Here is a 15,610-nt window from a genome sequence, read left to right on the forward strand (position 1 = left end):
TCTTGCGGGCCTGCGGCCCGTTGCCGAGCCGGAGCTCGGCACTCCCAGGGTTCGCCTGCAAGCAGGCTCCTACACTCCCTCTCCCCCAACCCCTCTCCCGCAAGCGGGAGAGGGGGGCTTTAAATTCTGTGGTCGCGGATGCTGGCCAACAGCATTTTTCCGATACCATAGAGCAGTAGCAAAATCACTGCCAAACTGGCCAGGTTATACAGTTTGCGCGGGTATTCGGCCTCTTCTGCCAGGGACGGCTGACTGACTACCATCAGGTGCTTGAGCCTGCCGGAGGCTTCCATACGTGCAGTTTCCAGCGCTTTCAGTGACGCCTGGTAGGCGTCCACCGCAAATTGCAGCTCCAGCTCCAGGTTTTGAAAGTGCGCGCTGAGGCTGTTGAGACGCTGTTCGCCCTGATCGTTCGAGACGCCTACCAGACGTACCTTTTCCGCTGCGATCTGGCTTCCCAGCGCGTCGATTTCCGCCTGCATGGAAACTATCTGGGACGAACCGGGGTTCAGGTAGGTCTTGGCCGCGGTGAGCTTGGCGCGCTGCTCCGCCAGCTTGACCTCCAGCCCCTGGATGATGCTGCTGATCCCTTTGGTGAGTTCTTCCGGGCTGACCACGTTATTGCGGTTCTGGAAGTCGAGGATCTCCTGCTTGGAGGTGCGCAGCTTGCTCTGCGCCAGTTCCAGTTCACTGCGCACAAAGGCAACCTGCTTGTCCGCCAGCTGGTTGCTGATCGCATTGACAAAATCCTCGGATTTCTGCGTAACCGTTTCGATCAGCTGGCGCGCGAATTCCGGCTCGAAGGCCTGCATTTCTATGGTGATAATTCCGGTCTGCTCGTCGTGGCCCACGGCGATATGTTCGCGGTAGTACTCCAGGTAGTCCTCTTGGGAGGCGTCTTGCGCGAGACGCGAGAACACATCGTAGCGATCGCTCTTGTAGTAATCGACCAGGTCCAGCTTGTCGTTCAGGTAGAGGGCCATATCCAGGGACTGGACGTAATTGACTACCAGGAAAGCGTCCTGGCTATCTGCGCCCATGCCCGGCACCAGGAAACCGAGGGTGGAAGACATGCCCTGGCTGGAGCCGTTGTCTTTGACGATCAGTTGGGTGCTGCTGACATAGCGGTCCGATACCCACAGCAGATAGTAGGCACTTACCAACAGCAGCGGGAGGGCTACGCACAGCGCGAGGCCACTCCAGCGACCGAGCCCTGTGCGCAATGCCCCCTGCTCTGCCTGGGGCTCGTTGGCGGCCAGGCGGGCCATAACTCCCCTGACCGCCCTGGAGGCCTTTTTCAACGCGGTGGAATCCGCCTTTCGCTCTACTGCGAGCGCATCATTACTTTCCATGACAACGTCTTATACATTGAGCGCTTGCGCGGCTCGGTTATTTTCTTGTGCCTGGGGCTTCGGCAACCCTTGCTGGTAGAGGGCAATGGCCTCATCGACGGTATCGAAAACCTGCAGGCCATCCGGCCCCAGGTAAATTCCGATATCGCAGTTCTTTTTCAGTTGCGGCATTGCATGAGCGACGATGATGAAGTTGGCCGTCTTGCGCTTTTCGGCGATAACCTGCTCACACTTGTGCTTGAAATGCGCGTCCCCCACCGACATCACCTCGTCCACCAGGTAACAATCAAAATCCACTGCAATACTCAGGCCGAAAGCAAGGCGCGAGCGCATACCGGAGGAGTAAGTTTTTACCGGCGCGTCGAAGTAATCACCGATTTCGGCGAAATCCTGTACCTTGTCCAACACCTTGCGGCGGCTCGCTCCCCAGATCCCGTGCAGGCCGCACACGAAAGCGGCGTTCTCGCGCCCGGTCATGCTGCCCTGGAAACCACCGGCAAGGCCCATGGGCCAGGAGATACGCTGGTCGGTGATCACCCTCCCGTAATCCGGGTAGTCGATGCCGCCCATAATACGCAGCAGCGTCGACTTGCCGGCGCCGTTGCGGCCGAGGATGCCGATGTTCTTCCCCTCCGGAAAAATCGCATTTACATCCTTGAACAGCACCTTGCGGCCCCGTGGCGTACGAAACGACTTGGTGAGATTCCTCAGCTCGATCATTGGCTGCGCACCAGGTCGCGCCACTGGCTGCGGTAGACCAGCAGGCCGAAGCCGAGCATGCCCAGGGAGCAGAAGGCGAAATAACCCAGGTTGGCAAACAGACCGTGGTAGCTGGCGAACAGCCCCTCGCGGGTCAGCTCCACCATGTGCAGCAGCGGGTTCCAGGATAGATAGGGGTGATACTCCTCGGGGATCTGTTCCAGGGAGAAGAAGACCCCGGACATAAAGTACAGCGGCCGCTGGATCATAGGGCCGAACTTGGCCGCCTCCGGGTACTTCTCCCCGGCCACGCACAGGGCCAGGCTCAGGCCGAGGCAGAAACACAGGTAGAGCACGTTTACCGCCACCAGCAGCAGGAAGTTGTTAAAGGTGGTCGATACGCCGAACCAGGCCAGTATCCCCAGCAACGCCACCATACTGAACAGGTAGATGGCAAATTCCAGCAGCACCCGCGTCACCACCGCATCGAATGGGCGCAGCTGACGGTAGTTGAACAGGCCGCGGTTGGATTCCACTGCCGCCAGGGACTTGGTAAAACTGTGGGAGAAAAACAGGAAAGGGGCGATGCCTGCGAGCATGAATAGCGTGGTGGGGATGCCGGGGTAGAACTCCCGCCCCATAAAGCTGAAGATCGCGGCCAGCAGCATGATGTGCATGGCCGGCTCAAGCAAAACCCAGGCATAGCCCAGCCGCCACTTGCCGAAGCGGGTTTTCATTTCGCGAACCAACAGCGAGTGGATGACATCGCGCTGGATCTGCCAGGGGTTGCGTTGAATCGTTGGGTTCATGTAGGGAGAGTGATTTTTTGTATAAAAAATTTTCTGTGTTGCACAGCGGAATGCTGCAAAATGCCTGCCTAACAAATCATCATCTTGTGATTCTAATCAAACTCCACATGTGGAGCACCCGCCATTTCATTACACGCCATTACACAAATGATCGATTTTCAAACGATTCCGCCGAAACCGACTGCACTGTCCTGGCTGCCGTGTATTGATTCGCCCCAAATACGCAAAAGGCCGCACCCTTTCGGGTGCGGCCTTTTGCGTATTTGGTGGAGCTAAGCGGGATCGAACCGCTGACCTCAACACTGCCAGTGTTGCGCTCTCCCAGCTGAGCTATAGCCCCAAATTTGGTGTGCTTTCCGTCGAAAGCGGGGCGCATTCTAACACCGGGCGCGGGGCTGTCAACCGGAAAAAATAACTTTTTAATCAAGCAGTTAGCGACCGGGCGGCCAGTTCCGGACAGGGCGACCGGACCTCGGCCTGCGCCGGGGTGGTGCAGGTTGGGTTGTGATCGCCCCAACTGGGTCAGGCTAGTGCTGCGTATTCCTTCTCCCAGCGCTTCAGCACCTTCTTGCCGGCGCCGCCGAGCGCCTCCACCGCATGGCGCAGGCGCGCGCGGCTGAGGTCGGGGCCCAACAGCACCATGGCATCCATGACCGAGAAGGAGGCGGTGGTCCCACTGATGGCTACAAACAGCGGTGCGTTGAAGTCCTTCAGCTTGATCTCCATGGCGGTGGCCAGGGATTTCACCTGCTCGAAGATGCCGTCGCGGTCCCAGGTCCTGAGCGCCTCCAGGCGCCAGAGGGTGAACTGCAGCAGCTTTTTCTGCTCGTCCGGCTCCAGCTTGTTGCCGCTGAAGTCGGCCTCGGTCAGCGGCAGCGTGCCGGCGGCGAGGAAGCCGACCAGGGGGGCGAAGTCGCCGAAGGTCTCCATGCGCTCGCGGGCGTGGGGCAGCACCCTGAGCAGGTTCTCGCGGTTGAACAGCCAGTCGCGCAGGCGGTCCGCCAGTTGTTCGTTCTCCAGTTCGCGGATCCACAGGCCGTTCAGCCAGGACAGTTTCTCCACGTCGAACACCGGTCCGCCCAGGGAGACCCGGTGGATATCGAAATGTTCGAGCATCTCCTCCAGGGAGAACTTCTCGCGCTCGTCGGGCATGGACCAGCCCATGCGCCCCAGGTAGTTGAGCAGCGCCTCGGGCATAAAGCCGGCGCGCTGATAATAGAGAATGGAGGTGGGGTTCTTGCGCTTGGACAGTTTGGTCTTGTCCGGGTTGCGGAGCAGCGGCAGGTGGCAGAGCACCGGCATCACCCAATCGAAGTACTCATACAGCAGCTTGTGCTTGGGGGCGGAATTGATCCACTCCTCGCCGCGCAGCACGTGGGTGATTTCCATCAGGTGGTCGTCCACCACGTTGGCCAGGTGGTAGGTGGGCATGCCGTCGGATTTGAGCAATATCTGCGCATCTACCTGGGCCCAGTCAATCTCGATGGGGCCGCGCAGCAGATCTTCCACCATGCAGGTGCCGGTCTCGGGCACGTGCATGCGCACCACATAGGGCTCGCCGGCGGCGCGGCGCCTCTCCATCTCTTCCGGCGGCAGCGCCAGGTCGCTGGGCTTGAGGGCGGTGCGACCGGCCTCGCGCAGCTGTTCGCGCAACTGCTCCAGCTCTTCGGCGGTGCGGTAGCAGTGGAAAGCGTGGCCCTTTTCCACCAGTTCGTCGCAATACTTGCGATAGATATCGCCGCGCTCGCTCTGACGGTAGGGGCCGTGGGGGCCGCCCACATCCGGGCCCTCGTCCCAATCCAGGCCCAGCCAGCGCAGGCTGTCGAGAATGGCCTTTTCCGACTCGGGAGTACTGCGCTGCTGGTCGGTATCCTCGATACGCAGTACGAACTGGCCGCCCTGGGCGCGGGCGAAGCACTGGTTGAACAGGGCGATATAGGCGGTGCCCACATGGGGGTCGCCGGTGGGAGAGGGTGCGATTCGGGTTCTTACGCTCATGGCAAACCTGGTTTGGAGGTTGACGGTGATCTTTTCGAGGCGCGGGATTATATCGCCGGAGGAGCATAGGTCACAGGCAAAACCTGGCTGTTTAATTTTTGCACACAACCGTTCCCGAGAAAAAATGTGTCATGCAAATCATCACAAATATTTTGTGACCAATGTCACAAGTGAGTATCATTGCGCCAGTTGTCGCCTGTCTCTTTTTCTCTAAGCAGAAATCCGGGCGCAACGCTATCAAGGGTATCGGGTATACAAAGATCAAAACCCGTACAACAAGAACTTGGAGAACCACCATGCGCGCGACACTTCGATTCCTGGCTGCCGCTTCCCTGGCTGCTGTGACTTTTAATAGCTTTGCCGCTACCGACGGCACCGCCGGCAGCAGCAACTCCAGCGGCAACTTCGATATCACACTCACAGTACCCACCCAAATTATCGTCAAGAACTTTGACGATATGGCTCTGAACACTACTGGTGCCACTCTCGGCAACCCGATTGAAGGTGCAGAGGATATCTGTGTCGGCGGTATCGGCTTCGGCAGCTACAGTGTCAGTCTCTCCAGCCAGAACGGTTCCACCGGCGGCTCTGGTACCGATCCTTTCCAACTGAATGGCGTCGGCCAGAACCTGCCTTATAGCGCCGCCTTTATCAATAACACCAGCAGCACTACCGGTACCGCCGCCGATACCAACGGCGATATCACCGGCAGCTTTGCCCGCAATGGCAACCTGGATTGCAACACCGACAATGCCCGCGTATTCGTCACCGTCAGTGCCACGGAGTGGGAGTCAGCAGTGGAAACCAACTACAGCGACACCCTGACGGTCACCGTGACCGCTCTGTAACCAGGCCGGCCCAACCGCCGACAATGTGTCGGCGGCGCACCATCTCAATGAATCGCGCGCTTGCGGGAGCCCTGCTCGCGCTGGTGCTGTGCGCCCGGAGCGATTTCGGGTTCGCGGCCAGTGCGGCCTTTACGCTGGATACTGCGGCGCCGGACGGCTTCGCCGATCTGACGGAGGCGCAGCCGCTGGTGGCCGACTTGTACTACGGCGGCCGCGCCATCGGTGCGGCGCAGATCACCGTGGATTTGTACACAGTACATTTCAGCGATCCCGCCGCGGTTCTGGAACTGCTGCCCCCCACGCTGGACCCGGAAGGCGTTCTGGCGCAGTTGCGCCGGCCCCAGCCGCGCAATTCCCACAGGGTGTGCCGCTCGCGCCGGCAGCACGACTGCGGTTTTCTCACCCCGGAGCAGTTCGCGCTGATCTATGACGGCGACCGCTTTCGTATCGACCTGTTTTTCGCTCCGGCGCTACTGCCCCAGGAGCCGGCCATCGCCGACCCATACCTGCCGGAATCCAGCAGCGGCTTCTCCTTTATGCAGAACCTCACGGGCACCTGGTCCGGGGTAAGAGCCGACGCCGGCGACTCGCAAACCGCTTCATTGTTCGGCCAGTCGATCCTGAGTTTCGGCGAGAGCGGCCTGCACAGCCAGTGGTCCGCCACCGACGACGGCAACTCGCAGATAACGCAGCTGCACTTGACCAGGGACTACCGCGGCCGCGCCTGGTCCGCCGGCCTGATCCAGCCGGCCGGGGGTTTCAGCAGCTTTGTGGCCTCCCCCTACCTCTACGGCCTGGAGTACCGCAGCTCCAACAACAGCCGGCGGGACAACCGCTACAATCAGGGCGCCCCGCTGGAAATCAATATGCCGGTGCGCGGCCGCGTGGAAGTCTACCGGGACGGCCGCCTGGTCCACAGCGAGCTGCTGGAGGCCGGAAACCGCCTTCTGGACACATCCAGCCTGCCCAGCGGCGCCTACGAAGTGGAGATTCGCACCTTCGACGAGAGCGGCAGGCCCCTGGCGCAGCGGCGCGAGTTCTTCGCCAAAGACTCCCAGTTGCCCGCACCCGGCGAGTGGCGCTGGGCAATCCAGGCGGGCAGGCCCGCCCGGTTCGAGCAAACGGAGCTGTTGCCGGAACAGCAGGACACCTATTTCGCACAGGCCGGTATAGCCCGGCGCCTGTTCGACGACACCGGCCTGTTCGCCAACCTGGCTTCCAGCGATAACCAGCAGATGGCGGAACTGGGAGCGCGCTGGATCAGCGAATACCTGGAAGTTTCCCCCAGCCTGATCCAGTCCAGCGACGGTCGCAGCGGCCACCGCCTCTACGCCCTGCTGAAAACCCCATTGTTCAGCCTGAGCCTTTCGGAAACCCGCCTGCAGGAAAGCGACGACACAACCACCGGCTACAGCCCGCTGGGGACCGGCTACAGCCAGCGCAACGCCGGACTCACCGGCGTCCTGATGGGCGGGCGCCTGTCCCTGCGCTATTCGGAACGGGATCGCAACCTCTATCTCGAGTCCCCCGAATTCACACTGGACACCGAATACACCGGAGCCACGCAGCTGACAACATTGGAGTACCGCCGCGACTTCTTTCGCAACCACCACTGGCACGGAGACCTGACCCTGGCCCACAGCGACGCCGACGGCCGGGGGCTCACCACCGCCACCTTCGAGTTTCGCTTCCGCGGCGACCACTGGAACCACAGTGCCCGCCTGCGCGCGGACAGCGGTCGCGAAGATGGCCAAAACGGCCGAACGGGATTCAACAGCAGCTGGCGCGACGGCGACCGCTGGGCGTCGGAAGTGCACCAGCAGTTTTCCAGCGAAGTGTCGGCAGACGAATACGCCCTGGGCAGCCGCACCCGCGTCGCCGGCCGCCGCGGCCAGCTCAGCTCCACCCTCGACTACCGCCACAGCGACGCAAACGATGGCGGTACCCTCAATTACCTGGGCAGTTTCAGCACCAACCTGATGACCGATGGCGACGCCTTTGCCTGGGGCGGCGAGCGCGCCCTGAACAGCGCGGTGCTGGTGGATATCGCCGGCGGCGAAGACCAGCAGTTCGAGATACTGGTGGACGGTGTGCGCCGCGGCTACGCCAAAGGCGGTGGCCGCTCCGTGGTCAACCTGCCTTCCTTCAAAAGCTACGATATCCAGCTGCGCCCCATGGCGGAAGGTTTTTACGACTATCGGGAAATACAGGATACTGTTACCCTCTACCCGGGGAATGTGGCTGCCGCCGAGTATGAAATCCGGCCGATAATCCTGGTTCTCGGCCGCCTGATACGCAACGGGGAGCCGGTGGCGCACAGGAAAATTTCCATCGGCGAATACACCGCGGTTACCGACGAATTCGGCGTTTTCCAAATGGAAGTGTTCAGCGATCCGCAGTTTCTGCGCTCACCGGAAGTGCAATGGGGAGACTGCCTGGTGCCTTTGCCGGGGCAGACGGGAGGAAAGCACTGGCTGAATTTGGGAGATATTGATTGGGATAAGGCGAATTGCGATACGGAGCGTAACAGTGTTGCTGCGCGCTAATTCCACACTGCTGGCGCTCGGTTTACTTTGCATCTGGACCTCCGGCACAACAGCACAACCAGGTGATCCCTGTAACACAGACACCTATCTCGGCGTTTGTGGATTAACCAACCCCAACGTCTTTACCTACGATTCTCAGTCTCCCGACGTCGGGCAAATTCCATTCAGTGTCCGCAGTTACAACCAATTTTTCATTTGGTCTTTCCCCGTTAATTACACAGTAACCGTACAAGGTGCCGCCAACGGAACCAATTTTCTGCTTTCCGCTCCCGGTGGCCAAGCAGCCATAAGTATGGATTTTACCGATAGTAACGGCGCAACTTCGGATCTCTTGCCAGATACCCCGAGCGCTGCTTTTCAAGGATCGATCAATGCAGAGCCTGTATTCATAGACGTTATCCTGGAGACAAACGGAGCCACTCTATTACCGGACACCTATACCGGAATTTTTCAACTCTCTTTGAATCAACAGGGTTGTCTTGATTGCAGAAGTATTTCCGATATCGAGTTAATCATTGAGCTCGTGGTCGCCCCTGAAATCCGTATCAGCGGCTTAAGCGATATGGCCATCGATGCCAATCTTACCGGCCTGACCGAAGCCCAGCAGACTTTCTGCGTCTACAGCCAGGGCGGAGCTCCCTTCGGCATAGCCGCCGGGAGCGCCAATGGCAACGGGAGCTTCCTGCTGACGGGCAATGTGGATCAGATCGAATACGAAACCTGGATGGAAAGCCTTTCCTCCGGGGGACCGGAACAACTCACCGAAGGGCAGCCCTCAGCCCTCAGCTGGTCGGGCAGCCTATGGGATGAGTGCACAGGAAGTGGGGAAAACATGCAGATCAGCATCCGCATTCAGCAGAGTGCTATCACCGACGCTATGGAGAGCAGTTATACCGACACACTGACATTGACCGTAGAGCTGGACTAGCCATAGCAGTATGCAGTTTTTGAGACACTTAATTTTACCAGCTCTATTGTGGGCTGTGGCCGGCACCCCCCTGGCGCAATCCACCAATATGCGCGACTGTGACAACGGCGCAACATCGCCAGCTGATAACAACCCGGAGCGTTTCATCGGTGTGTGCAACCTGGAAGACAGCACCAGCGTGTTCACCTACGACAGCACTCCGGGTTACCAGGCTGAAGTGCAATTTACGGTGCGCAGCTGTTCCACTTGGTGGGGAGAAACATGTGAGCAGGCTATTCCCTATTCGGTGACCGTTTCGGGCGACGACAATGGTTCCAATTTTATCCTCAGGAGGGATAGAGGTAACGGTAACCAAGCTGTTGCTGTCAACCTGACGTACGCCAGCGGCGGCAGCAGCGAGCTCCTCTCCCCCGATACGGAAAGCTCCACACGATTTCCCGGCGGCGCCAACGGCCTGCAGAGACCGGCCAGCCTGACCTTGAGCTTGGTTAACCCCGGCGCCAACCTGCAACCCGGTGCCTATATCGGCAATTTCTACCTCACTATCGACCAATGCGGTTCCAGCTATACCTGGGGAACAGACCCGGAAATATGTAACGGCCAGAGCAATACCACCCGGCTGATAGACCTTCCCTTCCGTATCGAACTGCATACCCAGGCACAAATTCGCATCAGCGGCCTGCAAGACATGGCTCTCACCGCAAACGCAAGCAGCGGCGCCGAAGCCAGCCAGACTTTTTGTGTGAGAGCCAGCGGGGGAGCGCTGTTTCGTATCAGCGCAGACAGCGCCAGTGGCAACGGGCAATTTCTGCTACAGGGTATCGATCAAGTGGAATATTCGACAACCGTGGAGCACCTGTCCAGCGGACGGGGAGAAGAACTGACGGAGGGGCTCGTCTCGTCGAACAACTGGCCTTCCTACGCCGACGAAGACTGTCAGAACCTGGGCCAGGAAAATATGCAAATCACCATTCGCGTGGCACCGGAAGCTCTTGGGACGGCGCAGGATAGCAGTTATACCGATACCCTGACGCTGACAGTAGAGCTGGAATAGCCTTGTAGGATGGGCAAAGGAGCGCAGCGACGTGCCCATCATCCGGGCTTTGATGGGCACGCTTCGCTTTGCCCATCCTACAGAATTGGAATCACACGCTGTAGGAGCGGCCGCTGGCCGCGATCGATAGTGGTTTATTTCGCAGATTGATCGCGGCCAACGGCCGCTCCTAACAGGTAGAATACCGACCGTGCTGGTCAGCGTTCGGATAAGAGGGGCAGTTGCACCTTCTCTGTCTCCCGGCCCCGCGCCAGCAGTTCCAGATGGCCGCCCAGCAGTTCCTCCTCGATCGGCAGACTGGCACCCGCATAGAGCCGCCCGCTCAACTCCACGGGCCGGCAACCGGCTTCGCTCTGGCAGTGCTGCACATCGCTCACTTCCACATTGATGTTGCCGGTGTTCTTGAGCAGCCACCGGCCGTCTTCCTTTTCCAACTGCAGGCGGTAGGCGCCACCCTCGGGCTGCACAAAAACCAGGGCCTGGTAGGCCACCAGTATCTTCAGCGCGGTCTTGTCAGTTTTGATATCCCCCACCACCGGCTTGAAGGTCACCCGGTAGACCTTTTCCCGATCCAGGTCCCGCTCCAGTGACATCAGCCGAAAGCGCTTCTGCTCGCCGCTGGTGAGCACCGCCCTGGCGGGGCTCACCAGCAGCTTGAATTCTTTCGGGTTCACCACACGCACGCGCTTTTCGTCCGCCATTCCCGGGTTGTCCACCCGGTAGATTTCCGTCTGCAGGTACAGGTTTTCCTTGTCGGGGTTGGAGACCACGATATCGTCCCGGGCGTTCGGGGAGTCATCCAGGTAAACGATGATCTTGTCCAGCGACATACCGGCCAATACCGGTTGTGTCACCAATAGCAGGAAAGCGGCAACGGTTCTTTTCATAGCATATTCAAGCGGCTTCGTGATAAAGATCACATTTTATCCGAGCCGCTAGCCGCGGGGAAACCGCTATTCCGCCACTATCAGAACCATTTTGCCCTGCTGGGAGCTGGACACCGGAACACAGTAGTTGCCGACCTGGCCGGGCAGGCGTTTTTCAGCTGCAGTCTGCTCCCCGATATCCCGGATCGACAGATAGTAACTATGTGCGGGGATATGGCTGAGACACAACTGCCCGATGCCCGGGTCTTCGGTCTGGCGCAACTCCGCCCGAGGAGGGACATGCAGAGTGATTCGCGCGGAGGCAGAGGCGCCGGTGGTGGTTTCGACTCCTCTCGCGGCGGCCGAGAGGAGGACTCCCCCGCATACCAGTGTGCAGATTGCGGACTTTCCATACTCCATAAACGCAGATTCCCGACTTCCACTTCCATTTCCTGCGGCCTGCCATACTTTGCTGACTGACCTTACCAGTCTATCAGCCCGGTGGTTTTTGCAAGGCAATTCCCCGGCAGCCCCTCGATATCTGGCGCCGGGAACTCCAGCCCCCGGCTCTTGCTCTGGCGCCTCATTACCGCCCCGGTTAGGCTGCGCACTCCCCGAAACCGGGTGGCAGGGAAAACGTGTCAAGGATCATGCAGCTTTCGCCTTTCGGCTATCGGGCTTGCCGGCGCGACCAGGGATACGCTTTTCCATATAGCGACTGGGCCAGATGGTTTCAGGGTCTATACCGATAGCAGCAGCAATGATGCGTTCCCCCTTGGGCCAGGGGGCATCCAGTGCTTTGGTCAGAGTGCCAGGTGATTTGTAGCCATGGTGACGCGAGAGTCTACGCAATGACCAACCGGCTTTCTCAAGGGCCGCCTTTATGTCTGCGCGATGCCAGTCTTTACGGGCTGGTTTTTTCGGTAGCTTTTTTTCGTTCATGTATAAACAGTGTTTAGAGGCAAATACGAATGTTTGCTTTGTTTATCACGCAGCAAATTACGCACACAGCCACCCAAAGTCAACAATATATTACGCAAACATCGTCTTTATAGAGCAAGAAAAATGAACAGACACAACAGATTACGCGGGATCGGATATGACTGACGAGCAGCGGACAGAGGGATCTATCCCAGATTCAAGAATCGAGCAGTTGCCAAGCCGGATAAAGCTTGCCATGAATGGAGCATCCATCCGCGCTTTCGCTGAAAAAGCTGGCATAGCGGAAGGAACTCTGCGCAATTTAATATCAGGAGGCATCCCCAGGCTTGACAACGTATTACGCATTGCCGACGCCGCAGAGGTATCCGCCGCCTGGCTCGCCACCGGTGAAGGACAAATGCGCCCTTGGGAAGAGTCCGCCAGCGGCGGGTCGCTGTACGGGATTTCTACTTTCCAGGAGGTCATCGACCGCGTGGAGGAACGGCTCAAACAGGAGGAGACCATTCCCGTGCCACCGGCCCGGGTACTCCGGGAACCAGAGCTCTTGCAGGCGAAACAGCAGCTTGTGTCAGTTCCACAGAATGACGGCGTGCGGTCTCATGCGGACTGGCTTCTTATCCACGTCTTCGGGGAGATACCTCCTACCAGGCAGGGCGAACTCCGTAAGTTGTCGATGCCGGCCCGCCTTCGCCGCGCCGACGAAGCCTTGACGGAAATGGAGAAGGAGATGAACTACAAGCCTCCCGCAATATGGCGGGAGGTTCTCAAAAGCCTCATTTTCTCCCACGGCCTGGATGAGGCGGGTGCGGCGCTGCTGCTGGATCGCCTCCGGCTTGAATTTGAAGCGCGGAAATAATGCGCCCTGCTTCGGGCCTCGCAGGGGGGATGCTTCGCCTGTCCACCCTGCAAAGTTTTCCGCGCTTAAACCGGCGCCATTGAGCTTCACACGCTTCTCCAACAGCCTGTAAAGGAAGCGGTTCCCTATCAGTCGGCCTGCAATCAGGTCCCGCTTGATTCAAAGCAGAGGTCGCCAGGTGCCCTCCTCTCCCTTGCAACATCTTCCCCACCAGCTATTTTTCCAATAGGAGCGGGTGCAGCCGCTACCGATAAAATTCACAGAGACCCGGAGCCCCGCCATACTCACCGAGAGTGGCGCAATGCCCGGGACAATAACGTCTGTCTATCCGGACTCGACCCCCATGTTGATAGCGCACCGAGGCGATAAAATCCGCCAACCGGAAAACACCATCGCCGCATTTGAAGCCGCCCACGGACTGGGAGCCTGCGCCATACAGACTGAGATCCAATTCAGCGCGGAAGGCACCCCTTGGTGTTGCGGCGACGATGTTCTGCAGCTATCTTCTGGCGACGGGAAACGCCCGTTTCATCAGTTCAGCGATCGCGAGTTGAGCCGGCAGCCTCTCACGACATTTTCCCATCTGGTGGACTGGGCCCGGCGCCACCGGCACCTGGACTGGTTTGTGGAGGTGGATGCGAAGAGCCTGAGCAGAATGGGCGAGCGGGCGGTGGCATCGCTGGCGGAGCAATTTCCGGAAGAGTGCGAATCCTTTGCCCTGCTCTCGCGGGACTGCCACAGCCTGCGCCTGGCTCGTAGCCTGGGCTGCCACCAGGTTGCCCTGAAGGTGCTGAGCGTGGCGCAGAGCCTGTGCGCGGAAGTGGTTACCCTGGCGCCCGACTATGTGTTTATTCGCAATCACCGGGTCGACTGCGAAGAGCTGCCACCGGGCCCCTGGCAATGGGTCGTCTACGAGATAAACTCCGCGGAGGAGGCGGTGCGCTGGCGCGACCGCGGCGCCCACCACATCCTCACCGGCAACTTGCCACTATTGATGCGCTCCCGGGAAGCCAGCGATGTCTACGGATTTTGATGTCCTGGTAGTAGGCGCGGGAATCCAGGGCGCCGGCGCCGCTGAAGCACTGGCGGCTGCCGGCTACCGGGTAGTGATCCTGGAGCAGACAGGCATAGCTGCAGCCACCTCCTCTCGGTCCTCCAAATTGATCCACGGTGGTCTCCGCTATCTGGAGAGCGGCCAGTTCCCTCTGGTGCGCGAGTGCCTGCGGGAGCGCCGCTGGCTGCTGGTGAACAAGCCGCAGCTGGTGCGAATGGTGCCCTTCTATATTCCCGTCTATCGCCATAGCAGAAGATCTCCGTGGATGGTGCGCCTGGGGCTCAGCCTGTATGCACTGCTCTCCGGGTTATTCAGCGGCCAGTCACGCTTTCGCGCCCTGCCGAAATCCCAGTGGAACGACCTCTCCGGACTCAACCGGGAGGACCTGCTGGCGGTCTACCGCTACTTCGACGCCCAGACCGACGACGCCGCCCTGACCCGCGATGTAGTGGAATCCGCGATCGCAAACGGCGCGCAGCTGATCTGCCCCGGCAGTTTGGTAGGAGCGGAACTCACCCACAACGGCATGCGCATTGACTACGTGGCCGACGGCCAGTTGCACACTCTGCATACCCGCGCCCTGGTCAATTGCAGCGGCCCCTGGGTGAGAGACACAAACGCTCTGTGCAGCCCGGCAGCACCGCTGCCACCACTGGAACTGGTGGCCGGCAGCCATATAAAGTTGCCCCTGTCCCTCGGCGAGCGGATTTTCTATGTGGAAGCGGAGGACGGACGCGCGGTGTTTGTGATGCCGTGGCAGGGAAAAACGCTGGTGGGGACCACCGAGCGCAGCTACCGTGGCGATCCCCGCGATGTAGCCCCCACCATCGAGGAGGAGAGCTATCTGCTGCGTACGGTACAACGCTATTTCCCCCAGACCCGCTCGATGCAGCTGGACAATATTTGCGACAGCTTTGCCGGCCTGCGGGTACTGCCGCAGACACCGCAGATGCCCTTTTCACGCCCGCGCGAGACACTGATCAGTTGCGACAACAACAGGAAGCCCCGCGTACTGGTGGTGGCCGGCGGCAAGCTCACGTCCTACCGCGCCACCGCGCGCAGGATTGTGAAAAAGCTGCGCCCGACACTGGAGGCCGGGCCCGGGAACGGCGACAAGCTGCCGAGGAACAACAAGAGAACGGCCGTCTCGGAAAAGGAGCGCAACCTGTAGCGGGGCGTTTGCCAATGATTCACCCGCTTCCGGACAGCGGTTACTGTCGGGCGAAGTAATTACCCGACCTATCCTTGACCGAATCGGGCACCAGGCCACCCCACTCGGTGAGCAGTTCTTCCGAATTTTCGGAGGGAGATCGCAGGGTAAAGAGCGGTTCATTTACCTGATAGACCTGTACGCCGTATCTATTTTTCACGTCGCCGTTATCGTAGGAGCGGAAACGGACAGCCGCCTTGTTGTCGCTCGCTTGGAGGGTACAACGAATACGCGAATCGGACTGATAGCCGGTGATGTTCAGCAGACAGCGGTCACCCGCAACTTCGAGGCGGTACTCCACCAGCATGGCCGCTCCACCCGGGTCCTCCCCGAGCTTTTCGCTGAATGTATAGAGACCGTCCCACTCCGCACTGGACTGGCAGGCGGAGGCGAGGGAAAGCAGCAAGACGCAAAGCGCCGTCATAGAGAATCTTTTAAACACGAATCC

15 protein-coding genes and 1 tRNA gene are annotated in these 15,610 nt (G+C 59.6%); 7 read left to right on the plus strand and 9 right to left on the minus strand.

The window, feature by feature from the left end:
* Positions 1–119: 119 nt before the first annotated feature.
* From FHS09_RS13365 to gltX, 5 genes are all read right to left on the minus strand, one after another.
* Positions 120–1,352, minus strand: a complete 1,233-nt coding sequence (locus tag FHS09_RS13365) for a KpsE/RkpR family capsule polysaccharide export protein (protein WP_183460715.1) — start codon at positions 1,350–1,352, stop codon at positions 120–122.
* 9 nt (positions 1,353–1,361) lie between these two features.
* Positions 1,362–2,072, minus strand: coding sequence for an ABC transporter ATP-binding protein (locus FHS09_RS13370; protein WP_183460717.1), 711 nt, complete (start codon positions 2,070–2,072; stop codon positions 1,362–1,364).
* Positions 2,069–2,860, minus strand: coding sequence for an ABC transporter permease (locus FHS09_RS13375; RefSeq protein ID WP_183460719.1), 792 nt, complete (start codon positions 2,858–2,860; stop codon positions 2,069–2,071). The genes FHS09_RS13370 and FHS09_RS13375 overlap by 4 nt, the downstream gene beginning before the upstream one ends.
* A gap of 264 nt (positions 2,861–3,124) precedes the next feature.
* A tRNA-Ala gene (locus FHS09_RS13380) sits at positions 3,125–3,200 on the minus strand.
* A 182-nt stretch (positions 3,201–3,382) separates the two neighbouring features.
* Positions 3,383–4,858, minus strand: coding sequence for a glutamate--tRNA ligase (gltX, locus tag FHS09_RS13385; RefSeq protein WP_183460720.1), 1,476 nt, complete (start codon positions 4,856–4,858; stop codon positions 3,383–3,385).
* A 296-nt stretch (positions 4,859–5,154) separates the two neighbouring features.
* Between gltX and FHS09_RS13390 the strand changes: the two genes are divergently transcribed.
* The 4 genes from FHS09_RS13390 to FHS09_RS13405 are packed head-to-tail and all read left to right on the plus strand — an operon-like array spanning position 5,155 to position 10,234.
* The gene (locus FHS09_RS13390) at positions 5,155–5,706 is read left to right on the plus strand and encodes a hypothetical protein (protein WP_183460721.1); all 552 of its coding nucleotides are present in this window, start codon (positions 5,155–5,157) and stop codon (positions 5,704–5,706) included.
* 47 nt (positions 5,707–5,753) lie between these two features.
* Positions 5,754–8,252, plus strand: coding sequence for a TcfC E-set like domain-containing protein (locus FHS09_RS13395; RefSeq protein WP_246395011.1), 2,499 nt, complete (start codon positions 5,754–5,756; stop codon positions 8,250–8,252).
* Positions 8,236–9,180 (plus strand): hypothetical protein, encoded by a 945-nt coding sequence (locus FHS09_RS13400; RefSeq protein ID WP_183460722.1) that lies wholly within the window; start codon positions 8,236–8,238, stop codon positions 9,178–9,180. The genes FHS09_RS13395 and FHS09_RS13400 overlap by 17 nt, the downstream gene beginning before the upstream one ends.
* Positions 9,181–9,235: 55 nt before the next feature.
* The gene (locus tag FHS09_RS13405; protein WP_183460723.1) at positions 9,236–10,234 is read left to right on the plus strand and encodes a hypothetical protein; all 999 of its coding nucleotides are present in this window, start codon (positions 9,236–9,238) and stop codon (positions 10,232–10,234) included.
* Positions 10,235–10,431: 197 nt separating this feature from the next.
* On the opposite strand, the gene FHS09_RS13410 is transcribed toward FHS09_RS13405, so the two are convergent.
* From FHS09_RS13410 to FHS09_RS13420, 3 genes are all read right to left on the minus strand, one after another.
* Positions 10,432–11,121 carry a fimbrial biogenesis chaperone gene (locus FHS09_RS13410; protein WP_183460724.1) on the minus strand — a complete coding sequence of 230 codons (690 nt, stop codon included), beginning with the start codon at positions 11,119–11,121 and terminating at the stop codon, positions 10,432–10,434.
* Between the two features lie 66 nt (positions 11,122–11,187).
* Positions 11,188–11,520, minus strand: a complete 333-nt coding sequence (locus FHS09_RS13415) for a hypothetical protein (protein ID WP_183460725.1) — start codon at positions 11,518–11,520, stop codon at positions 11,188–11,190.
* A 228-nt stretch (positions 11,521–11,748) separates the two neighbouring features.
* Positions 11,749–12,042 (minus strand): helix-turn-helix domain-containing protein, encoded by a 294-nt coding sequence (locus tag FHS09_RS13420; protein ID WP_183460726.1) that lies wholly within the window; start codon positions 12,040–12,042, stop codon positions 11,749–11,751.
* Between the two features lie 157 nt (positions 12,043–12,199).
* Between FHS09_RS13420 and FHS09_RS13425 the strand changes: the two genes are divergently transcribed.
* The 3 genes from FHS09_RS13425 to FHS09_RS13435 all read left to right on the plus strand — a co-directional run bounded on the left by FHS09_RS13425 (position 12,200) and on the right by FHS09_RS13435 (position 15,123).
* Complete coding sequence (locus FHS09_RS13425; protein ID WP_183460727.1) at positions 12,200–12,898, plus strand: helix-turn-helix domain-containing protein; 699 nt, start codon at positions 12,200–12,202, stop codon at positions 12,896–12,898.
* A 301-nt stretch (positions 12,899–13,199) separates the two neighbouring features.
* The gene (locus FHS09_RS13430; protein WP_246395013.1) at positions 13,200–13,931 is read left to right on the plus strand and encodes a glycerophosphodiester phosphodiesterase family protein; all 732 of its coding nucleotides are present in this window, start codon (positions 13,200–13,202) and stop codon (positions 13,929–13,931) included.
* Entirely contained in the window at positions 13,915–15,123 is a 1,209-nt protein-coding gene (locus FHS09_RS13435) for a glycerol-3-phosphate dehydrogenase/oxidase (protein WP_183460729.1), read from the plus strand. Before FHS09_RS13430 ends, FHS09_RS13435 begins: the two co-directional genes overlap by 17 nt.
* A 40-nt stretch (positions 15,124–15,163) precedes the next feature.
* Here the strand turns inward: FHS09_RS13435 and FHS09_RS13440 are convergent, their stop codons facing one another.
* Positions 15,164–15,586 carry a DUF5991 domain-containing protein gene (locus FHS09_RS13440; protein ID WP_183460731.1) on the minus strand — a complete coding sequence of 141 codons (423 nt, stop codon included), beginning with the start codon at positions 15,584–15,586 and terminating at the stop codon, positions 15,164–15,166.
* Positions 15,587–15,610: the final 24 nt, after the last annotated feature.

Source organism: Microbulbifer rhizosphaerae (genome assembly GCF_014191725.1).
In the GTDB taxonomy this organism is placed as follows: Bacteria; Pseudomonadota; Gammaproteobacteria; order Pseudomonadales; family Cellvibrionaceae; genus Microbulbifer; species Microbulbifer rhizosphaerae.